Origin of the sequence: Priestia megaterium (genome assembly GCF_009497655.1) — a bacterium.
Classification (GTDB): Bacteria; Bacillota; Bacilli; order Bacillales; family Bacillaceae_H; genus Priestia; species Priestia zanthoxyli.
This window is the reverse complement of sequence record NZ_CP023317.1, coordinates 528868-550059: the sequence shown is the minus strand read 5'-3', so window position 1 is coordinate 550059 and position 21192 is coordinate 528868. Positions and strand designations below refer to the sequence as shown.

At 38.2% G+C, this 21192-nt stretch carries 22 protein-coding genes and 1 tRNA gene; 11 read left to right on the top strand and 12 right to left on the bottom strand.

Annotation, left to right across the window (positions count from 1 at the left end; all coding sequences use genetic code 11):
- Nucleotides 1-70: 70 nt before the first annotated feature.
- Entirely contained in the window at nt 71-994 is a 924-nt protein-coding gene (locus CEQ83_RS02920) for a peptidylprolyl isomerase (protein WP_098112848.1), read from the top strand.
- Nucleotides 995-1036: 42 nt separating this feature from the next.
- Here the strand turns inward: CEQ83_RS02920 and CEQ83_RS02915 are convergent, their stop codons facing one another.
- The 4 genes from CEQ83_RS02915 to CEQ83_RS02900 form a co-directional block, all read right to left on the bottom strand.
- A complete protein-coding gene (locus tag CEQ83_RS02915; protein WP_013055310.1) occupies nt 1037-1219 on the bottom strand; it encodes a sporulation YhaL family protein in 183 nt (60 codons plus the stop codon).
- A 65-nt stretch (nt 1220-1284) separates the two neighbouring features.
- Nucleotides 1285-2226 (bottom strand): 3'-5' exoribonuclease YhaM, encoded by a 942-nt coding sequence (gene yhaM / locus CEQ83_RS02910; protein WP_013055309.1) that lies wholly within the window; start codon nt 2224-2226, stop codon nt 1285-1287.
- Nucleotides 2227-2695: 469 nt separating this feature from the next.
- Nucleotides 2696-3949 carry an ABC transporter permease gene (locus CEQ83_RS02905; protein ID WP_033580649.1) on the bottom strand — a complete coding sequence of 418 codons (1254 nt, stop codon included), beginning with the start codon at nt 3947-3949 and terminating at the stop codon, nt 2696-2698.
- Nucleotides 3942-4841 (bottom strand): ABC transporter ATP-binding protein, encoded by a 900-nt coding sequence (locus CEQ83_RS02900; RefSeq protein WP_028412559.1) that lies wholly within the window; start codon nt 4839-4841, stop codon nt 3942-3944. Before CEQ83_RS02900 ends, CEQ83_RS02905 begins: the two co-directional genes overlap by 8 nt.
- A gap of 141 nt (nt 4842-4982) precedes the next feature.
- Here CEQ83_RS02900 and CEQ83_RS02895 point away from each other — a divergent pair, with 141 nt between their 5' ends.
- Nucleotides 4983-5168 (top strand): YhzD family protein, encoded by a 186-nt coding sequence (locus CEQ83_RS02895; RefSeq protein WP_028412560.1) that lies wholly within the window; start codon nt 4983-4985, stop codon nt 5166-5168.
- Between the two features lie 40 nt (nt 5169-5208).
- Here CEQ83_RS02895 and CEQ83_RS02890 read toward each other — a convergent pair whose 3' ends face one another.
- From CEQ83_RS02890 to CEQ83_RS02865, 6 genes are all read right to left on the bottom strand, one after another.
- Nucleotides 5209-5481 carry an HU family DNA-binding protein gene (locus CEQ83_RS02890; protein ID WP_013055305.1) on the bottom strand — a complete coding sequence of 91 codons (273 nt, stop codon included), beginning with the start codon at nt 5479-5481 and terminating at the stop codon, nt 5209-5211.
- Nucleotides 5482-5593: 112 nt separating this feature from the next.
- Complete coding sequence (locus CEQ83_RS02885) at nt 5594-6397, bottom strand: enoyl-CoA hydratase (RefSeq protein ID WP_028412561.1); 804 nt, start codon at nt 6395-6397, stop codon at nt 5594-5596.
- A 6-nt stretch (nt 6398-6403) separates the two neighbouring features.
- Nucleotides 6404-8017 carry a long-chain fatty acid--CoA ligase gene (locus CEQ83_RS02880; RefSeq protein WP_098112847.1) on the bottom strand — a complete coding sequence of 538 codons (1614 nt, stop codon included), beginning with the start codon at nt 8015-8017 and terminating at the stop codon, nt 6404-6406.
- A gap of 114 nt (nt 8018-8131) precedes the next feature.
- Entirely contained in the window at nt 8132-9634 is a 1503-nt protein-coding gene (locus CEQ83_RS02875; protein ID WP_176521409.1) for a coproporphyrinogen III oxidase, read from the bottom strand.
- Between the two features lie 344 nt (nt 9635-9978).
- On the bottom strand, nt 9979-10857 hold the full coding sequence (locus tag CEQ83_RS02870; protein WP_028412564.1) for a Cof-type HAD-IIB family hydrolase: 879 nt from the start codon (nt 10855-10857) through the stop codon (nt 9979-9981).
- Nucleotides 10858-11036: 179 nt separating this feature from the next.
- The gene (locus CEQ83_RS02865) at nt 11037-11387 is read right to left on the bottom strand and encodes a YlbF/YmcA family competence regulator (protein ID WP_013055299.1); all 351 of its coding nucleotides are present in this window, start codon (nt 11385-11387) and stop codon (nt 11037-11039) included.
- Nucleotides 11388-11574: 187 nt separating this feature from the next.
- Between CEQ83_RS02865 and CEQ83_RS02860 the strand changes: the two genes are divergently transcribed.
- The 7 genes from CEQ83_RS02860 (at nt 11575) to CEQ83_RS02830 (ending at nt 18965) form a co-directional block, all read left to right on the top strand.
- Nucleotides 11575-12921: a YheC/YheD family endospore coat-associated protein gene (locus CEQ83_RS02860; protein WP_047751684.1), complete on the top strand. Its 1347-nt coding sequence runs from the start codon at nt 11575-11577 to the stop codon at nt 12919-12921.
- Nucleotides 12918-13997 (top strand): YheC/YheD family endospore coat-associated protein, encoded by a 1080-nt coding sequence (locus CEQ83_RS02855; protein WP_028412566.1) that lies wholly within the window; start codon nt 12918-12920, stop codon nt 13995-13997. Before CEQ83_RS02860 ends, CEQ83_RS02855 begins: the two co-directional genes overlap by 4 nt.
- 4 nt (nt 13998-14001) lie before the next feature.
- A complete protein-coding gene (locus tag CEQ83_RS02850; RefSeq protein ID WP_047751686.1) occupies nt 14002-15351 on the top strand; it encodes a YheC/YheD family endospore coat-associated protein in 1350 nt (449 codons plus the stop codon).
- The gene (locus CEQ83_RS02845) at nt 15348-16508 is read left to right on the top strand and encodes a YheC/YheD family endospore coat-associated protein (protein ID WP_098112845.1); all 1161 of its coding nucleotides are present in this window, start codon (nt 15348-15350) and stop codon (nt 16506-16508) included. The genes CEQ83_RS02850 and CEQ83_RS02845 overlap by 4 nt, the downstream gene beginning before the upstream one ends.
- Before the next feature lie 66 nt (nt 16509-16574).
- Nucleotides 16575-16784 carry a YheE family protein gene (locus CEQ83_RS02840; protein WP_028412569.1) on the top strand — a complete coding sequence of 70 codons (210 nt, stop codon included), beginning with the start codon at nt 16575-16577 and terminating at the stop codon, nt 16782-16784.
- A gap of 29 nt (nt 16785-16813) precedes the next feature.
- A complete protein-coding gene (locus CEQ83_RS02835; protein WP_028412570.1) occupies nt 16814-17716 on the top strand; it encodes a PucR family transcriptional regulator in 903 nt (300 codons plus the stop codon).
- Nucleotides 17717-17855: 139 nt separating this feature from the next.
- Nucleotides 17856-18965 carry an ABC transporter ATP-binding protein gene (locus CEQ83_RS02830; RefSeq protein ID WP_025752961.1) on the top strand — a complete coding sequence of 370 codons (1110 nt, stop codon included), beginning with the start codon at nt 17856-17858 and terminating at the stop codon, nt 18963-18965.
- A gap of 23 nt (nt 18966-18988) precedes the next feature.
- Here CEQ83_RS02830 and CEQ83_RS02825 read toward each other — a convergent pair whose 3' ends face one another.
- Nucleotides 18989-19231, bottom strand: coding sequence for a hypothetical protein (locus CEQ83_RS02825; RefSeq protein ID WP_034268022.1), 243 nt, complete (start codon nt 19229-19231; stop codon nt 18989-18991).
- 180 nt (nt 19232-19411) lie between these two features.
- On the opposite strand from CEQ83_RS02825, the gene CEQ83_RS02820 reads away from it, so the two are divergent.
- Nucleotides 19412-19487: transfer RNA gene (locus tag CEQ83_RS02820), tRNA-OTHER, on the top strand.
- 37 nt (nt 19488-19524) lie between these two features.
- On the top strand, nt 19525-19743 hold the full coding sequence (locus CEQ83_RS02815; RefSeq protein ID WP_013055290.1) for an alpha/beta-type small acid-soluble spore protein: 219 nt from the start codon (nt 19525-19527) through the stop codon (nt 19741-19743).
- Between the two features lie 65 nt (nt 19744-19808).
- On the opposite strand, the gene CEQ83_RS02810 is transcribed toward CEQ83_RS02815, so the two are convergent.
- The gene (locus tag CEQ83_RS02810; protein ID WP_108674383.1) at nt 19809-21074 is read right to left on the bottom strand and encodes a hemolysin family protein; all 1266 of its coding nucleotides are present in this window, start codon (nt 21072-21074) and stop codon (nt 19809-19811) included.
- Nucleotides 21075-21192 lie beyond the last annotated feature (118 nt).

The following is a 21192-nucleotide window of genomic DNA, read 5'->3' as shown; positions in this document are numbered from 1 at the left end:
CAGGAAATGTGATATAGTAAATCTTGAGTCAAGCTACATAAGTAAAAATGATGAGTAGGAGTGTTTACGTATGAAAAAAAGCTTAGTTGCACTAACAACGGCAGCCAGCCTCGTTGCTTTATCAGCATGCAGTGGGGGAAATGATGCTTCAAATGCAAACGATTCTTCAAAAGTAATTGTAGAAACAAAAGCAGGCAATATCACTCAAGGTGATTTGTATAAGCAAATGAAAGATACAATCGGACAAGACCAATTTAATACACTCGTACGAAGCGTTACCGAAGAAAAAGTATTGAGTAAAAAATATAAAGTAACGGATAAAGAGCTTGATCAGCAGCTGAACATTCTAAGAGAACAATACGGTGATCAGGTGGATTCAGTTATTAAGCAAAAAGGCGAAAAAGAAGTCAAAGATATGCTAAAAGTAGATATCCTCCGTGAAAAAGCTGCTACGGCAGGCATTAAGGTATCGGACAAAGAACTGAAAAAAGCTTATGATGAATATAAAGCTCAAAAACCTCAAATTCGCGCAAGTCATATTTTAGTAAAAGACGAAAAAACAGCAAACGAAGTAGAAGCGAAAATCAAAAAAGGCGAGGACTTTGCTAGTCTAGCAAAAGAATATTCAACGGATCAGCAGTCTGCAGCTAACGGCGGCGATTTAGGCTACTTCGGTGAAGGCCAAATGGTTAAAGAATTTGAAGAAGCGGCTTACAAGCTGAAAAAAGGTGAAGTAAGTAAACCAATCAAAACAGAGTACGGCTACCATATCATTAAACTAATCGATAAAAAGAAAGTAGAATCGTTTGAGAAAAAGAAACCCGAACTTGAGCAGCAAATCAAACGTTCAAAAGTAGATCAAGCAGAAGCGAACAAGAAGATTCAAAAAGAGCTTGATAAAGCAAAAGTGGAAGTCAAAGATAAAAATGTAAAACCAATTTTCGAAGAAGGTGCGACAGATAGTCAATCTGGCGTAGAAACTCCTCAGCAGTAATGCTAAGAGCCTGTCACTCATGTGACAGGCTCTTTTATATAATCAGATAGAATCGCTGTTGCGTCTTTCTTTTTCCACTTGCATTCTTTCGATGAAGACTTGTCCCTCTTTTTCAATAAACGAATCATCCACTTGCTTATCATGTTGTGCAGCACGAATTGCCATAAATCCACTAAAGAAAATGCCTGCTACAACTAAATAAATCCAAATTGGTAGTGTCACCATATATTGATCCCCCATCACAGTTATTTACAACCACTATATGCGAAGGAAGAAAGACTTATACCTTTTTAATCAATCGTTGGTTTATAAAATGAACGATTATCAAGTGCAAAAATACGCTCTGTAAATTCACCAGGCTTCACTTTTGTTAATGCTCGGTCCAGCATATTCATTTTAGCGTCTACATTGTCAATCAAATGAAGCATCTCAGCCTCTTTAATTAACGGCTTTTTCGGACTTCCCCACTCTTCCTTACCGTGATGCGATAATACAAGGTGCTGAAGAAGCATGACCTCTTCTCCTTCAATCGCTAATTCTTCCGCCGCTTTTCCAATTTCATTCACCATAATCGAGATATGGCCAAGCAAGTTCCCTTCGACTGTGTATATCGTCGAAACAGGACCTGAAAGTTCAAATACTTTGCCAAGGTCATGAAGAATAACTCCAGCGTACAGCAAGTCGCGGTTTAAGCTTGGATAAAGGGTTGAAAATGACTCAGCCAGCTTCAGCATAGACACCACATGGTAGGCAAGCCCCGATACAAACTCATGGTGATTTTTAGTTGCTGCCGGATATTCTAAAAATTCCGTTTGATATTTTTTAAACAAATGGCGAGTAATGCGCTGGACATTTGAATTTTTCATTTCAAATATACTCTTTGTAATATGTTCCACCATTTCTTCTTGAGATAAAGGCGCCACTTCTAAAAAGTCAGATGTGCGCACTCCGTCTTGGGGCTGTGCAGGACGAATGTTGCGTATTTTCAGCTGGTTGCGCCCGCGGTAATTCATTACTTCTCCAGCAGCTCGCACAATCTTTTGAGCAGCATAATTTTCCTCGTCATCTGGGGATGCATCCCACAGCTTGGCTTCAATATCACCTGTTTTATCCTGTAGGATTACCGTTAAAAATGGTTTTCCATTGCTTGCAATTCCTCTCGTTGAGGATTTAATTAAAAAATAAAGATCAACTTGCTCTCCTACTTCGTATTGAGCAATTCCTTTTGTCATGCCCTTTTCCTCCTTACCACTTCATTCTATGTATTTGATAGCAAAGCTCTTATCGCTTCGTCCGCTTATTTACAGCTCTTTACATTTCATTTTACCATCGCTTGGCACCGAATGCACGGGTAGACGCTTTTTCATAAGAGATGAGATTATGACACAACAAAATCAATACAATCTAAAGACAAACAGATTGGATAAAGGAGCGAGTATGAATCGCTTGAGGCACCGCTGTTGATTTCCGTGCAAGACTTCTCTTTCCGGCAGCCGCTGAGCCTCCTCGTCGCTTCCGCTTTCTCCGCAGGAGTCTTCGTCTTGCTCTCCAATACACAGCTAGAAACAACTACATACATGCAAACTATGGTCACCATACCAATAAAAAAATCCGGACGAGTTGGATTCTCCATCAAGAATCTAGATTGTTCGTCCGGACCTCCCTTCAACTAATCTACTTTTGTCTCAGCCTCTCACTTCTTTATGTTTCTTTTTTCGTTAACTGCAGCGCCTTTTTAATATCTTTAAAAGAGGTAGATTGACCATACATAAGGACTCCTCCTTTATACACACGGGCACCAAATATAGCTAAAGCAGTAATCGTCACAATCAAAATCCCTATCGATACACTCACTTCCCACATAGGAACATTTAACATACCTACACGCAAAAACATAATCATCGGAGCAAAAAACGGGATAAAAGATGTGACCGTAATGATTGTGGTTTCAGGATCACCAAGTCCAAACATAGCAATTAAAAAAGCGGCCACAATCACAAGGGTCATGGGCGTAATCATTTGCTGTACATCTTCAATACGGCTCACAAGAGAACCTAAAAAAGCCGCGAGCGTAGCAAAAAGAAAGTACCCTAATATGAAAAAGACAAATGCATACACGAATGTAGTCAGCGGAACATCATTAAATCCGAGATAAGAAAAGATGCCGTTATGATTTGTTTCCACACTGGCTTTTAACGATGTGTAGCCCACGCTCAGTATCACTGCAAGCTGTGTTAAGCTGAGCAGTGCAATTCCAATAATTTTAGCAAACATTTGTGTAATAGGTGATACGCTCGATACAAGGATCTCCATAACGCGGGATGATTTTTCAGTAGCTACTTCCATCGCAATCATGCTCCCATACATGATAACGGCAAAATAAATAACAAACAGCAGAACATACACAAGACCTCTTGCTTGATTTAGCTCTTGTTCTGTTTTGGCATTTTCAACTAACGCTTCTTTTTCAAATGAAACAGGGCTGTAAAGCTGATCAATTTGCTTTTCTTCTAAACCAATTTTCACTGTAGCCATAGCCACTTTTGTTTGCTGTACCGCCTGTTCTAAGGTAGACGAAAGATTTGATTCGGCCAAAGAGTTAGCTTTGTACACAGCTTGAGGCAGCTGCTTATCGTTTAAAGATAAAAGTAAATAGCTATCGAGCTGCCCGCTTTTTACCGCTTGCTTTGCCTTAGACTCAGACGTAAATTCTTTTAAATGAATGTCTGAATCCATAGCATTTACATTTTGTTTGAACAACGTATATACGCTTTCCACTTCATAGATGACACCCACATTTGTGCCATTATCGTCTGAATTAAAAACGTCGATAATTTTCTCCATATTTGTAAGAGCAACTAGAATAAGAGCAGTAATAATCGTCGTAATAATAAAAGATTTTGTTTTTAATTTATTAAGATATGTATGAAAAACGATGACCCAAAATTTATTCATAGGAAGCACCTACCTTTTCAATGAAAATATCATTTAATGAAGGCTCTTCCACTGCAAATTTAGATACAAATGAAAAATGTTTAAGTTCTTGAAAAATGAGTTGCGATACGGATTCATGCTGAATTTGAACAATCATGCCTTCAACCGTTTTTTTCACCTTTACAACACCTTCAAGCTCCGTAATTCTCTCAAACGGACCTTTCCCATGTATAATGACGTTTTTCTTGCCAAATGAACGCTTGATCTCCGGCAGTCTTCCATATACAACAGGCGTACCATGATGCATAATACATAAATATTCACAAAGTTCTTCCACATGTTCCATTCGATGACTTGAAAAAACAATCGTCGTCCCGCGTTTTTTCAAATCAAGTACCGCTTCTTTTAGTACCTCTACGTTTACAGGATCCAAGCCGCTAAAAGGTTCATCTAAAATAAGCAGCTCGGGACGATGAATAACGGAAGCGATAAATTGAATTTTTTGCTGGTTTCCTTTGGATAGCTCTTCTACTTTTTTTGAAGCATATTGAGGAATATTAAATCGAGATAACCAGCGCTCCATTTCTTGCAGCACGTTAGCTTTTTTCATCCCGCGCAGCCGTCCTAGATAAACAAGCTGATCTTTGACTTTTAATTTCGGATATAATCCCCTTTCTTCTGGAAGGTAACCAACTAGATGGCTTCTACTGTAAGTTAAAGATTTATCATTCCATTGGATGTGACCTGAGGTTGGTTCAATGAGCCCTAAAATCATTCGAAACGTCGTTGTTTTGCCAGCACCGTTTGCACCTAAAAAACCAAACACTTCACCCTTTGGAATTTGCAAGGATAGTTCATTTACAGCTGTAAATTCACCGTACCTTTTTGAAACTTCACGGATAGAAAGAGACATTTAATTCCTCCTTTGTAAATAAACCTATGTTTATTGTATGGAAAAAAATGATATCTGTAAACCTTAGCAGGATTTAGAGGAATAAGACGAGAAATATGTTGAATACGCTTACAATTATACTATAAGAGGAGAGTAGATTTTATGAGTACTTATACATTAACCGCTTTTGAAAAGACTGGAGAAAAATTAATAGATGAAAGCTTCGAAGCAGCTTCTGAAACAGAAGCAAAGACGATCGGCACCAAAAAGTTAGAAGAGCTTGCCTACTTAGAAAAAACACATCGATGCGTTAGCTCTAGCGGAAAACTTGTATTATTTCATCGTTAATACAAAACGCCGGAAAGGTTTAGCTTTCCGGCGTTTTATATTACTTTACAGCTTCTTTTAGTTCTTTACCAGCTTTAAATGCCGGTACTTTTGATGCTGGAATTTGCATTTCTTCACCCGTTTGAGGGTTACGGCCTGTACGAGCAGCACGCTCGCGTACTTCAAATGTACCGAAGCCGATTAACTGAATTTTTTCACCTTCACCTAGCGTTGATGAAATTGTTTCTAGTAATGCGTCAACTGCTTTAGATGCATCTGCTTTTGTTAACTCTGATTTTGTTGCCACTGCGTTTACTAAATCTGTTTTGTTCATTTCCAATCACCTCATTAGTTTCTACATTATCTTGTGTTACCACTGTTTTGCAACTTTTAAACATGCTCTATCAATATGATAGACAAAAATATTGGCTTTTAAACTAGTTCACTTAATTTTCGGAAATATCTTTTTCACTTTGATTAAAAACAGGCGCTCGCTTTTCCAGAAACGCACGTACACCTTCCTTATGATCCGAACTTTGGCTCATAGCAAACTGACTTCTTTTCTCAAGCGCAAGCACTTGCTTTAATTGTGAAATAGATGTCTCCACATAAATTCGCTTTGTTTCCTTCAAAGCACGTGAAGGTTTTTTTAGCCAATATGAGAGATAATCTTCTACACGCTTCGCCAAATCTCCTTCTTTTATTTCATCAATTATGCCAAATTGATGAGCTTCCTCTGCTTTTAATGTCTTTCCTTCCCAAATCAGCTGTTTCGCACGATGAGAACCGATGCGCTTTTCTAGTAAAAAGTGACCGCCTCCGTCTGGAATTAGAGCAATGCCGATAAAGTTCATCGCAATTTTCGTGTGTCTTTCTGCAATAATATAATCAGAAGCAAGCGCAATGCTGAGCCCTAGCCCTGCTGCCGCACCGTGCAGTACACTTATCGTCATTTGAGGCAGGCTGTATAAAGTCAGCACGGCTTCATTAATTAAATCCATCACCTGCTCAAAACGTTCTGATTGTGAAGGTGACATCATCATATTAATATCTCCCCCTGCTGAAAACACTTTTCCGTTTCCTTTTACTACTAAGAAGTCCACTTCACTTTCTTCGACAACTTTTAAACATTGAATAAACTGCTCTAGCACTTCTTCGTTTAATGCATTTAACGCATCCGGCCTGTTAAACGATATTGTGGCGACACGTTCTTGCAAAACTAGTTCTACTACTTTTAATTCGACGGTCATATTTACTCACCCTTTCTGATAATGATTGAGGACTTGTTCACGAAGCGTACGTTTTAAAAACTTTCCGACCGTTGTCTTTGGGATTTCATCCATAAATAAAATGTCATCTGGAAGCCACCATTTTGTGAACTGCGGCGCTAAAAATTTGAGCAGCTCTTCTGACGAAACGACACCTTTATATGCATCTTTTAACACGACACAAGCAACTGGACGCTCTTGCCACACCTTATGAGGGACTGCTATGACACAGGCTTCGAAAACAGATTCATGGGCAATCAGCGCGTTTTCTAGATCAACCGATGAAATCCATTCTCCTCCGCTTTTAATTAAATCTTTTGTTCGGTCTACAATTTTGATCGTTCCCTCTTCGTCAACCGTCACAATATCTCCCGTATACAGCCAGCCGTCTTTAAACGTATCTTCTGTTCTTTTATCCTTGTAATATTCAGAAGCTACCCATGGCCCCTTTAGTAATAGCTCACCCATTTCCACTCCATCCCAAGCAACTTCTCCATTTTGACCTATTACTTTCATTTCAACGCCAGGAACTAAGAAACCTTGCTTCGCTTTTACGCTGAGCTGATACTCAGGGTCTTCGCTGTACTGATAGCTTTTTAAGCGGGAGACGGTTACAACAGGGCTTGTTTCCGTCATTCCGTATGCATGCATAAATTCAATTTGATATTTTTCCTGAAATTCTCGAATGACGCTTTTTGGGGCCGCTGATCCGCCGCATAAAATAGCCCGCAAACTATCAACTGCGTAAGGCTTTTTTTCTAACTCTTGTAAAAAATTTAACCAAACGGTAGGTACTGCTGCAGCAAGAGTTACTCTCTCTTGTTCAATGAGAGAGGCAATCGTCTCTGAGGTACAAAAAGCGCCCGGCAGCACGAGCTTTGTCCCAAACCAGACCGCAGCAAAAGGAATTCCCCATGCATTTACATGAAACATTGGAACGATAGGCATAGCGGTATCACCTTCTGATAATCCAGCACTATCAGCAAGTCCTAGCGCCATACAGTGTAAATAAATAGCGCGATGAGAATATACAACGCCCTTTGGCTCTCCTGTAGTAGCAGAGGTATAACAAAGGCCTGCTGGTTCTTCTTCGCTTAAATCTTGAACAAAGGAATGCGATGCATCCCCTTGCTGAATCCAATTTTCGTAATGATACACTGGCAACTCTGTTTCTGGCAGCTCACCTTCATCTGACATAAGGATATAGGCTTCAACATGTGGAAGCCTTTGATGAATGCTTTCAAATAAAGGTAAAAAGCATTCATCAAGTAAAATGACTTTATCGCGTGCATGGTTAATGATGTATACAATTTGCTCAGAATCTAACCGGATATTAATTGTGTGAAGCACAGCGCCTATTCCCGGTACAGCAAAATAAGCCTCTAGATGTCTATGATGATTCCATGCAAACGTTCCGACTCTTTCTCCTCGCTTCACTCCAATTCGTTCTAGCATACTAGAGAGCTGCCGAGTCCGTTTTATTAACTGATTATAAGTTAAACGTTGAATCCCTTTTGAAGATTTAGAAACCACTTCTTTTTTACCAAACAGCTTTTCAGCTCTTTCCATCATAGATGGTACGGTTAACTGTACATTCATCATTAAGCGGCACCTCGCATCGTCATAATAAGAAAACGCTTACAACTTTCTTATATATTCAACAGATTCCGACATTTCCCTGCTGAAAATAAAAAAGATCACTAAAAAGTGACCTTTTTATTTCCTAAACAATTCATCTAAAATCTTGAGTTTCTCTTGCGTATAGTGCTCGAATCCATCGTTGTACGATTTTGGGTCTTTTGGATTCGCAAACCTTGTAATAATGCCTGTTTCTGGATGCACGAACTTACTGGATGCCCCGCACCCAAGGCCAATAATCGTCTGCTTTTCTTCCATGATCATAATATTGTACAGGCTCTCTTGACCAGGGAATGAATATCCAACGTTCTCTAAATTACCTAAAATATTTTTTTGGCGATATAAATAATAAGGTTCATATCCTTGTTCTTGAGTCCACTCAGTCGCTAAATCCATCATTTTACCAATTTCATAGCGATCTGCTACTTTGTATTTCCTTTTATTTTGAGTCATTTCAGACGCGCGTTTAAACGATAGCGTATGAACAGTTAAAGATTCAGGAAGCAATTTTTTAGATTCGTCTAGCGTATGCTGAAATTCTTCTACACCTTCATTTGGAAGCCCAATAATTAAGTCCATGTTAATGTTATTCATCCCCATTTTTCGAGAAAGATGAAATTTATCAATCGTTTCTTCAACTGTATGATGACGTCCAATAGCTTTTAAGGTTTCTTGAATATAAGACTGCGGATTTACACTAATCCGGTCAATATTCCATTTGTTCAAAACAGCTAGCTTTTCTTCCGTAATCGTATCGGGTCTTCCTGCTTCTACCGTAATTTCACGGATATTTTGTACATCAGGGAACGATTCATACATCTCTTCATACAGCATGTCCATTTCTTCAGCGGTAATGCTCGTTGGTGTGCCTCCGCCATAATAGACGGTTGTAATCTTGACGTCATTGTCTTTTAACCATTTCCCTACTTCACGCATCTCATAATGCAAGCCGCCTAAAAATGACGTAACGGATCCTTGACGTCCGTTAATCGCATAGGCTGGGAATGTACAGTATGCACACTTCGTCGGACAAAACGGAATGCCTATATAAATGCTTACCTCGTTCTTTAACTCATGTAAATCGGGAATAGCTGCTAGTTGACGATCCACAATATGCTGCATTAAATTAATTTTGTCATTAGTGATTAAATATTCTTCCTTTAGCTCACGATGTGCTTGTTCTTTACTTTTGCCTGACTGCAGTTTCATATGAAGCAACTTCGTTGGACGTATACCGGTTAAAATACCCCATTTTTGAACAATGTTTGTATACTCCTGTAACACAGATAAGTAGACGCGAAGCACCACATTTTTTATTTGCTTAAATTTTTCTTTTTCTGTTTCATATGGCGTAAACGATTTAGAAAGCTCTTCTGTAAACACCTTGTCCGTTGCAGCATCATGCAGCACTGCTTTCGCATAAATTTCTTCATGAACTTTTAGCTCTACTTCGACCTTCAGCTGAGCTTCGTTATCATCCTCAAAGGAGACGTTGCTTTCTTCAAAAAACAAATCTGAAATTCGGTGAAGCGGACGTAAAAAACGCTCATCTTCTATACCTTTTATATAAATGTTCAATATAATCACCTTTCAAATCAATTCTATCTAAGTAATCAGTTTACAAAACCTACGTATGTCCGGTCAAGGTGCTCAGCTCAAGGGAATATGCGGACAGGAAACAAACGGAAAAAGAAATTGAACCATAATTACATTAATTCAACCTACAGACGAACAAATGGGACAAATAAGCTCATATGAATTGCTTGTTACACTTCTGTTGATTTACGCAGGAGTCTTCGCCTTGCCCTTCAATCAACAGTTAGAAACAGCTACATACGTGAAGCTGACGTTTATCCTACCAATGAAAAAAATCCGAACGAGTTGGATTCTTCGTTCGGATTTCCCTTCAACTAACATACTTTTATTTATTTTAAACGAAAGCTGTCAATTTGATGAAGATAACCAAGACGCTGCTGCTTTCTAAATAATTCTTTCACCATATATGCTACACCATTTTCATTATTAGAACGAGTAACCCAATCCGCAAGCATTTTTAATTCCGTTGGTGAATTACCCATGGCCACACCCATTCCCGCGTGTTCAATCGTTTCTACATCATCATAGCAATTTCCAATGGCTACTACGTCTTCCATCGGTATCCCTAGACGATTTGCTACATAACGAACGCCGGCAGCTTTTGTGGCTCCTTTTGGCGTAATATAGCATCTATTTTCATTTGGATACGAAAACCATTCAATATCCGGAACTGCACTGGCAATTGTTTGCTCAGCGTATTCTTTTTCTCTACGATCTGCAAAATACACTTCTATTTTTGGAGTAGAAACAGGTTCATCACGAAGCGTATCTCCTAATGAATCTACGAACTGCACGGGATAAAAGAGCGGTTCTCCCGTTTTTAACACGCTTTTAGCTACAATATTATTAGGAAGCTTTACACGATTTCCAATTGAAAACCTTTCATGCAAAATGCGGACATGACAATTAAAATTTTCAAAAAGCTGAATGAGATTAAATGTTTTTTCCTCGCTAATTCTCTTATCTAGTATCGGTTTGTCTATCGATGTTCCGATAAAGGCACCGCTATGAGTAATGAGCATTGCTGGATGAACTTTAAGCGATCGAGCAATTTTTTTAGCAGACGGAAAATGCCTGTTTGTTACTAATGTAACGTAAACCCCTTTATTTTTCACAAATTGAATTGCGTCTTTCGTTTCTTTTGTAACGCGCCCTTGGCTATTTAAAATGGTTCCATCAATATTCAACGCTAGCAATCGATAAGCCATATGAGAACCCCTTCTTTCATAGATGTCTAATCCGTTAGGATACGGTTATAAATGACCTTTTCATGATAGTCGGCATGTGTAGCCTTGTTACTAAGCTTATGAGCAGAACTGCACAATTAGAAGGAATTTCCGCATAAAAAAAGAGGAAAAGATTTCTCTTTTCCTCTTTTCTCTATCTCTTATTCAGCCGCACCGTAAAGTTCTTCAAGTGGCTTCATGATAATTTTGTTTAATTCACCAATTACCATGCTCATACGTTGCTCAGCTTCCATTAGCTTCGCGATATTTTGATCTTGTTGAACGATTGCAACTGTTTGTTGAGCTTGCTGAACTTCTTCTTCAGTGATCTCTTGGCCCATCATTTGCTTTTGTTGCAGCTCCATTTGCATTGTACGGAAACGCTCAAATAATTGTTTTGAACCTTGATCAGCGTTTACTGCTGCATATAAGTTTTTTAAGTTTGTGTAATCGTCGCTTTGACGAATTGCTTTTTCTAAATCATTTGCTACATCATGTAAGTTTACAGACACGTTAAGTTCCTCCTAATTCAGTTCTATAATTTCTTGACTTCCCTAACTATAACAAATTATTATATAAAATTCAGCTTAAGACCTTTATTTTCTCAGAAAACGATAAATTCTCTTCACAGATTGGGCTAATTCCTCATAGTATATATCAGCATTCGCCTACTAAAGGAAAGAAAAAGAGGATTCGTTTATGAATACTTTTACCATTTCTCTAAAACCACTAGAGAACCATATGAGCGACGACATTTACATTAGTTCTGCTCTGTTCTCACGTGTGAAATGCAAGCACGAGTTTACGTTAACAGTAGGCTCCATCACGAAAGAAGTCAAAGCCACTGTTTTTCAGCATCGAGAATGCTGCTTCATGATGTCGGAAGCTCTATTTGCAGACTTTTGCTTTCCGTATGAAACGCATCAGCTGAGAGGCATTTACGAAGAGAACACGTTTAGGATGGGACCCGTGATTAGCATCGTAACAGAAGTTCGAGAAGATGAAGAACCCTTTGGCTCCATTTCTGTATTTTGTAAGGAATTTGTTCAAGCTTGCAAGGAGTTAGGGTGTTTTTGCTATGTGAGCAAATTGAGCGACGTGAAGTCATTGTCCCCTAAAGGATATGTTTATCGCGGTGATCGATGGGTTTATTCAGACGTTCCCTTTCCGGGAATCGTACACAACCGGATTCATGCCAGGAAAACCGAGCAAAGCGCTGATTTTCAAACCTTTAAAACATTTTTGAAAGAGCATGACGTTCCTTTCTTTAACGCACGCTACTTAAATAAATGGACGGTTTTTCAACAGCTTAAAGATGTTGTACACTTGCTTCCATATTTGCCAAAAACGTATCAGCTTCGTTCACGTCAAGATCTTCTTGACGCTTTGGAACTTCATGACGATGTTTTTCTGAAGCCTGTTCATGGTAGCCAAGGAAAAAATATTTTTAAAATTTCAAAGAAAGAGAAGTATATTTTAGACTATACAACGTTTACACAGACGTATGAAAAAGAATATGAATCTCTCTATGACTTATTTGAAACGCTTTATAGTCAATTAAAAAGGCAAGGATTTCTCATCCAAGAAGGAATTTCACTGCAGACATACAAACAGTGCCCTTTTGATTTCCGCATTCTCTGTCATAAAAAAGACGACTTGACGTGGAAAATCACGTCCATTGTCACGCGTGTATCAAAACCCGGCAATTTCGTCTCAAATCTTGCTCGTGGAGGGGATATTCATCCTCCTCAGCAAGTTTTAACTCAGCTCTATGATTCAAAAACGACGCGCCATATCCTTTCACTTTTAAAAGAGATTGCGATTGAAATTTGCACACAGCTTTCTCACCCGTCTGAACTTTATGCAGAATTTGGTATTGATTTAGCGATTGATCAAGAAGGAAAGCCTTGGATTATTGAAGTAAATGTCAAACCTTCCAAACAATTAGATTCAAGCGCTTCCTCTGTTCGTCCCTCAACAAAAGCACTGCTTGATTATTGTCTGCATGCAACGAATTTTCAATTTGCCAAGGAGGATTTACGATGATTTCATTAGGCTTTTTAACGATTCACCCACAGCAAGAAGTGGAGTATGTGACCGAAATTGCTAAACATGCTTCTGAGTTTTCAATTGAAATATACCGTTTTACTCCTTTTAACATTCATCCTAACACCGAAAATATTGAAGGCTTCCGCTACGATTTACAACAAAAGAAATGGATAGAAGATTCCTTTTTACTTCCTTCGTTTATTTACGATCGCTGCTTTTATCGAAAAGACTCGCTGTCTAATAAGGCTCGCCCTATTGTAAACTGGCTTAAACAGCGGGAAGATGTTACATTTTTAGGCCATGGATTGCCCAATAAGCTAGATGTCTATGAAGCCATTAAAAAAGATAGCTATTTATCTTCATATATTCCTCCTACCACTCCAATCGAAAGTGTAGAGCAGCTTGTTCAGCTGCTTCGAACAAATGATAGCCTAATGATTAAGCCTGCCAACGGTTCACAAGGTAAAGGAATTGTGAAATTAAGACAGCGTGGACGTGAAATTGAAGCTTCTTATCAACAAAATGACATTGTAAACACCATTCTATTTTCCTCTTTTCAGGAGTTTAAGAACTGGTTTACGAAAACGACCCGTGATGTATTGTATATTGCTCAGCCCCATATTTCATTTTTCCCTTATGAGCGCACTCCTTTTGATATAAGACTGCTATTACAAAAAGGAAACGATGGTGCTTGGAAAGAAATTGGAAGAGGAATTAGACAAGGTGAACGAGACTCCATCGTAACAAATGTAAGTTCAGGAGCCTCTATTGTACCTTTTGAGAACTTGCTGCCTCGCATCCCTCGCGTTCACCGTCAATATGTAATGGATGAAATCAACACCATTTGTAAAACGATTCCGTCCGTGCTGGAAAATCATTTTCCTTCTCTTTTTGAATTAGGTATTGATTTATGTATCTCGAGAGACTTCAGCATCTGGATTCTAGATTTAAATTCGAAACCAGGAAGAAAAATCGTAATGGAGACAGCTCCTGAACAAAAAGAAGTCATGTATAAAAATGTCCTGTCTTACTGCATCTATTTAGCTAACACACTATCGTATCGTAAGGAGTAATGCTATGAAAAAAACTCTTACTCGCCTTGTTGTAGTAGAGCAGCTAGGATGCGATCTTTCTGTTCCTGCATCTCTTTACAAAGACTCCTTGAAACAAGCAGCTTTTGGAACAATGACAGCTCCATGCCTTATACAATCTTCAGAATGTGAAGAAATTCAGATTTCAGCTGAGCTAATGACAAAACTGCAAATTCCTTTCGCTCATATGATGCACCCTATTATTGTGAATGAGACCATTCACTTAGGACCTTTAATTGGTGTGTTATCAGCTGGTTTTACTGGTTCTCTGCTGCGGCCAATTGGAAAGCGTTCCCTTCACTTAGCTAAACTTCTTTCTACTGCAAGTATAACAGGGGGACTTCCTTTTATTTTTGGAACTCATCATATCAACTGGGAAACCGGGACCATAAACGGCTATTTTTACGAAGAAAGCGGCTGGACACAGCATGAAGTCCCGCTTCCTAACGTTGTATATAACCGTTTGCCAAATCGAAAAACAGAGGGGTTAGCTCCTTTTAAGTTCATTAAAGAAAAGATGATGACTGATTACGGCATTCCATTTTTTAATCCTGATTTTTTCAACAAGTGGGAAATTCATGAGCTTTTAAAACTGAACGAGCAGACAGCCTATTTGTTACCTTACACGGTTGAAAGTCCTTCGTGTGAGCAAATAAAAAAACTTCTGCTTCTTCATCAAACCGTTTATTTAAAGCCGAAAAACGGAAGCTTAGGCCGCGGCATTTATACCCTATCTTTTAAGGATTCCATGTACACGCTGACTTACAAAGGAGAAAAAGGTCTTCATGTTCAAGAAAAAGAAACCTTGGAGGAACTATTATCAGAATTTGAATATTTACTTACTAATCCTTCATACATTGCTCAGCAAGGTATTTCATTAATCAAAAAAGAAAAGCGCTGTGTAGACTTTCGCGTGCATACGAATAAAGACGGGAATAACCAATGGGTGCTTACTGCTCTAGCTGCTAAAGTAGCCGGTCCCAACAGCATCACTACGCATCTTGATTACGGCGGAGAAATTGAAGCTACAGCCAAAATATTCACTAACCCTTCTTACAAAAAAGAAATTGAAAATAAGCTAAAAGATGCCGCTATCTCAATTAGTCATATACTTGAACAGGAGTTGAACGGATTAATTGGAGAGCTTGGATTCGATTTTGGAGTGGATTATCAAGGAAACGTGTGGCTGTTTGAAGCTAACTCTAAGCCCGGTCGCTCTATTTTTTCACACCCTGCCTTACGAAAAGCAGATCAACAAACTAGAAAACTTTCTCTAGAATATGCGATTTACTTATCTGGATACTATCTAAATACACCTGAAGGCATCAGCATATGATTACAATTTACTATCACAAAGAAAAGCAGCAGTGGTTTCATAATAATCCTTCAGCATCTTACACATGGGGAGTTCAAGAAATTGAACTTCCCTTTACTCAAAGCATTTCTCCTACTCAAGCTTTTCTTCGTTTAAAAGGAGAAAAAGCAGGTCCTATTGTGGGAGTTTTAACGAACAAAGCTGTTTTGGAAAAACTGAATGTAAAACAGCGTCCTTTATTAGAACTCTTACATCATACCCTGCAAGAGAAAGGCGGGCTTCTTGCTTTATTCGCTGAAGAAACAATGTCTCATCACTTCTTTGAAGGGTATTGCTTTGACGGGGCAAAAAAGCAGTGGATCAAAACAACTTTGCCGCTGCCAAACGTTATATATAATCGTTATCCAGGAAGAAAATCAGAAACCAAAAAGCTGAAATCTTTACACAAAAAAATAAAAAGCAGGCACATCCCCCTTTTTAATTCCGCTTTTTTTTCAAAATGGAAAGTGTATCAGTTATTTTCAAAACATCCACTATTATCTTCTCACCTTCCTAAAACCTATCGTTTAACACCAGAAATTGATATTGCTAAGCTTCTGCAAAAACACTCTTCTCTTTATTTTAAGCCTATTAACAGCAGTAAAGGCGCTGGAATTTTCCGATTATCTTCCGATAAGCATACGATTATTTATCAAGATCATACACGCAAAGAAGAATTTTCTTCTTTACAAGCAATTGACCTTCCCAGGTCTGCTTATCTCATTCAAGAAGCAATTGAGACGCAGCCATTCAAAGACCGGCGCTATGACTTACGTATTTTAGCGCATCACAAAGATAGCCGGTATGTTATTAGCGGCGTCGGTATTCGACATAGTCCCTATCACTCCATTACAACACATACGTTAAACGGCGGAAGCATTTCACCTTCTCAAGATCTTGAAGATGAAGTAGATACTTCCTTTCTTTCGTCTTTTGTAAATACGTGCGGGCAAGTCCTTCAAAAGTCCTTCCCTCTCATTGAAGAATTTTCTCTTGATATGGCAAAGTCAGTCCAAGGTCATTATTATCTGTTTGAAGTGAATGCAAAACCGATGATTTTTGATGAAACAGACATTCAAACGCAAGGTGCTAAACACATATGCAACATATTTTACAAATTAACAAAATTTTTAGATTAAATGATTTTTCATCTCCTTTTCTCATGGTAAGCTTATAATAACTACTTGAGAAAGGAGATTTTCTTTATGGTTGCACATTTTCAGGTTAAACCACTGTATCAAAATAATCGAATGCCGGGCTGGCACATCTCGTTTTATATGAATCGGGTTTATTACGAGGCTGATTATTTAAAAGATGGACAAATTGTATGGAAAACTGCGCTTTCTAATCAAATAGATGAAACACAATTAATTGATTATATTCATGAGCTTATGCTTTTTCACGTTTATGAATAGTAAGCTTTCACCGAAGGGAACGAGCACAGATGAAACAGCTGCACACACTATTTGGGGATAAAATGATTAAGGCTAAAATCCCTTCTCAATTTGAACGATACAAATGGTTTTCATGTGATGAAGGCTTCATTGGAATTGAACACACGGCTTTGTCTCAAAAAGAGCAGGCATTACTTTCTGCTTTTTTAACGCCTTATGATGAGGAAGTTTCTTTCCTGACGCCAGAACAATTGTATTGGTCAAACCTGTTATTTAAAGCACCTGAAAAAGTCATTCACTCTCATCATACGCACCATTCTTTTCGCTTTACCCAGTTTTTAATTAAACGTTTGTTTGAACAAAAAATAGAGTTTGAAAATGCGCTTCACGCCTTGTATTCTACCTCGATTACTGTGTTGTGGATTGATAAACAATCAGGTATCGTTATCGAAACCTTTGATGATCCTAATGACTTAACTGAAAATTTATCAGATTCTATCGAGGTGCTATGTCATGATTTTGAAACTTCAATTCAGTTCTTTGAAGGACAAATTCACTTTTTTCCGTCTTCACCGCGATTAATTTTTGAGCGTGAAAAGAAATGGTTTTATCAAATTAAGCATACAGTCGAACAAAACCATGTTATCCATTTTACCGACGTTTTACCCCATTTGGTTCTGCAAGAGTCTTCAGAGGCAATCCAAAATCATATGATACATTTACTTGACTTAGTAAAAGATGATGGAGATCTTTTAGAAACGATTAAAGTTTATTTAGAATGTAATTTAAACGTATCTCTTGCTGCTAAGAAATTGTACATGCATCGCAACAGCTTGCAGTATAGAATTGAGAAATTTATTGATCGCACACACCTTGATATCAAACACTTCACGGGAGCTGTGTCTGCTTACTTAGCTATTCTTGCGTTAAAAAATTCGCAGGATAAAAAATAAAATGAAAGGGTTTTCGTAAATAGTGCACGAAAACTCTTTCTTTTTTTTGTGCATGTTTGCCATTTACCGTTTCATTAAAAAAAATTACACTAGAGTTAAGAAAACGGTTTCACAGAGTACATACAAGGGGGAAATGGAAATGGCTGAATTACGTTTAGAACATATTTATAAAATGTATGATAAAGATGTGACGGCGGTAAAAGATTTTAACCTTCACATTCAAGATAAAGAATTTATTGTATTTGTTGGGCCTTCAGGCTGCGGGAAATCGACAACGCTTCGTATGGTTGCAGGGCTAGAGGAAATTTCCAAAGGTGATTTTTATATTGACAGCAAGCGTGTAAATGACGTTGCTCCAAAAGATCGCGATATTGCAATGGTATTCCAAAACTACGCATTGTATCCGCATATGAGCGTATATGACAACATGGCTTTCGGCTTAAAACTTCGTAAATTACCAAAAGATGAAATCGAACGCCGCGTAAAAGATGCCGCTCGTATTTTAGGACTTGAGCAATACTTAGAGCGCAAGCCAAAAGCATTATCCGGCGGACAGCGTCAGCGTGTAGCTCTAGGTCGTGCAATCGTTCGTGATGCTAAGGTCTTCTTAATGGACGAACCTTTATCAAACTTAGACGCGAAATTACGTGTGCAAATGCGTTCTGAAATTGCGAAGCTTCACCAGCGTTTGGGTACAACGACAATTTACGTAACACATGACCAAACCGAAGCAATGACAATGGCTTCTCGTCTGGTTGTTATGAAAGATGGGATTATCCAGCAGGTTGGTACACCAAAAGAAGTATATGAAAAACCTGAAAATGTATTTGTAGGCGGGTTTATTGGTTCTCCTGCTATGAACTTCTTAACCGGAACGTTAAAAGACGGAAAGGTTCAAGTAGGCGATTCTCTTCTTGCAGTTCCGGAAGGTAAAATGAAAATACTTCGCGAGCAAGGATATTTAAATAAACAAATTATTTTAGGCATCCGTCCTGAAGATTTCCATGATGAGCCTGTATTTATTGAATCTTCACCCGGCACAAAAGTTACCATTAAAGTCGATGTATCCGAGTTAATGGGAGCTGAAACCATGCTTTATTCTAAACTTGGCGGACAAGATTTTGTAGCACGCGTAGATTCAAGAACAGATATTAAACCGCTTCAGTCTCTAGACTTAGCATTAGATATGAACAAAGCACATTTCTTTGATGCAGAATCTGAACAGCGCATCCGTGCTGAACACGAATAAAAAAGACCCTTAGGGGTCTTTTTTTATTCCTGTATTTGCTTCAATTCCTCACTGTGACAAGTAGAGCAATAAAAGAGATGAATACATTGGTGATTTGCTAAATCACTAGGATACCCATTTTCTACTTTTAACTGATCGATTTCCATGTAAGCACTGTAATCATCAAAATAATCGCTGACTTTTCCCATATCCCCTAGCACTTCTCCACATGCTTTACACGTCATTTGTACATCACTAAACCCATTACATAAGGAACAAATCGACATCCGCACACCTCGCTTTACCTGATCAATATGTACCTATAATATGCACGGAATAAAACTCTCTTACTCTTTATCAAACTCCACACAAAAATTTCTATAAATTACCAATAATTTTCTATGTATATGTTTTTTTACCTTTCGCCATAATACTAGTAACAACCGAGCACAACAGCTCGCAAACATTGAGTTACGCCGCGGTAGGCAAGCAGGTCTAATCGATGTATCTGCTCGGCTGGTTCAACTCCAGCTAACTCAACCATTACAATCTATTTTATCTAACGAGGAGATGAATACACATGGCAAATTATCAAAACGCATCAAACAGAAATTCATCAAACAAGTTAGTAGCTCCTGGTGCTCAAGCTGCTATCGATCAAATGAAGTTCGAAATCGCTAGTGAGTTTGGTGTAAACTTAGGACCAGATGCAACAGCTCGTGCGAACGGATCTGTTGGTGGCGAAATCACAAAACGTTTAGTACAATTAGCTGAGCAAAACTTAGGCGGCAAGTACTAATATTAACTAATTTCATATTATGGCTTTAGCGCTCCAAGATCTCTTGGAGCGCTTTCTAATTTCTTTTAATCAGCTTCCTCATTCTTATTCGCAAATGATTTTACGGAAACTTTGCGAATGCGTCGATTTTCTACTTCCTTAATGGTAAACAATATCTCTTCATATGAGAAAAAGTCTCCTTTAGCAGGAATATGATCAAACTGCTCATATATCCATCCCCCTAAGGTATGGCACGTACTGTCAGGAGAACTAACTGCTACATAGGTTAAAAATTCATCAATAGGGATGTCTGCGTTAAATTCGTACTCCTTTTCCCCTATCTGATGTACATACTTAACAGCTTCATCATGTTCATCCCAAATCTCTCCCACAATTTCTTCTAATATATCCTCTAAGGTCACAAGACCGGCCGTTCCACCAAACTCATCAACTACAATTGCCATGTGCACCTTACTTTTTTGAAGCTCTGGCAATAGTACAGATATTTTCATGGATTCTACTACAAAAATAGGTTGTCTCAACAAATCACGAATAAAAATCTCTTTTCTTTGGACTAAACAGGTTAAAAATTCTCTTTCTGATAAAATGCCAATAATGTTATCAATATGATCTTCGTATACAGGGACTCTCGAATATCTCTCTTCAAGAAACATTTGACAAACCGAATCAATATCGGCATTTACGTCAACCGCTGTGACATCTATTCTAGGTTTTAAAATTTGCCCCACCACAATGTCATTAAAATTGAGTGAACGATGAACTAGCTCTTTTTCAATATTATTAATCGTTCCTTCTTCTTCGCTTAAATCTACCATCACTTTAATTTCATCTTCTGTAATCGTTGGTGTAGGAGCAGACGCTAACAAGTGAGAAGCTCCTTTTCTCACCTGTAAAAATAAGAAGGAAATCGGGGTTAATAATTTAATAATAAGAAATAACAAGGAAGAAATCCTCAGCGCAAAAGATTCGGCATGCTCTTTCGCTAACGATTTCGGCAAGACTTCACCAAAAATCAAAATGATGATGGTCATAACGATGATACTAATCACAAGTGCTAGGTTTCCTTTAAACACATCGAGGGCAATTTTAGCTGCCAAAGAGGACGCAGCAATGTTTACGACAACATTTCCTACTAAAATTGTCGATAGCGTCTGCTCAAAGTGTTCAGCAATATGCAGCGCTTTTTTACTTCCTCGATATTTTTTCTCAGCGTAATGTTTTAAACGAATTTTATTTACGCTTGAAAAGGCTGTCTCAGCAGATGAAAAGAAAGCTGATAACATAAGCAAAACGACTAATATCATCATTTGATTCAGAGGCAAGTCTCCCAAAAGACATTCACTCTCCTATTTTTTTGATTTTTCTGTCTTTTTATCATATCAAATTTTTTTGATGTTGAATATTTTCTTCATCAACTTTGTATTACTTTATGCTACACATGCTTTTTAT

Excerpts from the sequence above, each read along its gene's own strand:
- CEQ83_RS02860 (WP_047751684.1), top strand. The coding sequence starts at position 11,575 with ATGAATACTTTTACCATTTCTCTAAAACCACTAGAGAACCATATGAGC.
- CEQ83_RS02825 (WP_034268022.1), bottom strand. The coding sequence starts at position 19,231 with ATGTCGATTTGTTCCTTATGTAATGGGTTTAGTGATGTACAAATGACG.
- CEQ83_RS02845 (WP_098112845.1), top strand. The coding sequence starts at position 15,348 with ATGATTACAATTTACTATCACAAAGAAAAGCAGCAGTGGTTTCATAAT.
- CEQ83_RS02890 (WP_013055305.1), bottom strand. The coding sequence starts at position 5,481 with ATGAACAAAACAGATTTAGTAAACGCAGTGGCAACAAAATCAGAGTTA.
- CEQ83_RS02840 (WP_028412569.1), top strand. The coding sequence starts at position 16,575 with ATGGTTGCACATTTTCAGGTTAAACCACTGTATCAAAATAATCGAATG.
- CEQ83_RS02850 (WP_047751686.1), top strand. The coding sequence starts at position 14,002 with ATGAAAAAAACTCTTACTCGCCTTGTTGTAGTAGAGCAGCTAGGATGC.
- CEQ83_RS02915 (WP_013055310.1), bottom strand. The coding sequence starts at position 1,219 with ATGGTGACACTACCAATTTGGATTTATTTAGTTGTAGCAGGCATTTTC.
- CEQ83_RS02855 (WP_028412566.1), top strand. The coding sequence starts at position 12,918 with ATGATTTCATTAGGCTTTTTAACGATTCACCCACAGCAAGAAGTGGAG.
- CEQ83_RS02880 (WP_098112847.1), bottom strand. The coding sequence starts at position 8,017 with ATGATGAATGTACAGTTAACCGTACCATCTATGATGGAAAGAGCTGAA.
- CEQ83_RS02870 (WP_028412564.1), bottom strand. The coding sequence starts at position 10,857 with ATGGCTTATCGATTGCTAGCGTTGAATATTGATGGAACCATTTTAAAT.
- CEQ83_RS02905 (WP_033580649.1), bottom strand. The coding sequence starts at position 3,949 with ATGAATAAATTTTGGGTCATCGTTTTTCATACATATCTTAATAAATTA.
- CEQ83_RS02900 (WP_028412559.1), bottom strand. The coding sequence starts at position 4,841 with ATGTCTCTTTCTATCCGTGAAGTTTCAAAAAGGTACGGTGAATTTACA.
- CEQ83_RS02895 (WP_028412560.1), top strand. The coding sequence starts at position 4,983 with ATGAGTACTTATACATTAACCGCTTTTGAAAAGACTGGAGAAAAATTA.
- CEQ83_RS02835 (WP_028412570.1), top strand. The coding sequence starts at position 16,814 with ATGAAACAGCTGCACACACTATTTGGGGATAAAATGATTAAGGCTAAA.
- CEQ83_RS02920 (WP_098112848.1), top strand. The coding sequence starts at position 71 with ATGAAAAAAAGCTTAGTTGCACTAACAACGGCAGCCAGCCTCGTTGCT.
- yhaM (WP_013055309.1), bottom strand. The coding sequence starts at position 2,226 with ATGACAAAAGGAATTGCTCAATACGAAGTAGGAGAGCAAGTTGATCTT.
- CEQ83_RS02885 (WP_028412561.1), bottom strand. The coding sequence starts at position 6,397 with ATGACCGTCGAATTAAAAGTAGTAGAACTAGTTTTGCAAGAACGTGTC.
- CEQ83_RS02815 (WP_013055290.1), top strand. The coding sequence starts at position 19,525 with ATGGCAAATTATCAAAACGCATCAAACAGAAATTCATCAAACAAGTTA.
- CEQ83_RS02830 (WP_025752961.1), top strand. The coding sequence starts at position 17,856 with ATGGCTGAATTACGTTTAGAACATATTTATAAAATGTATGATAAAGAT.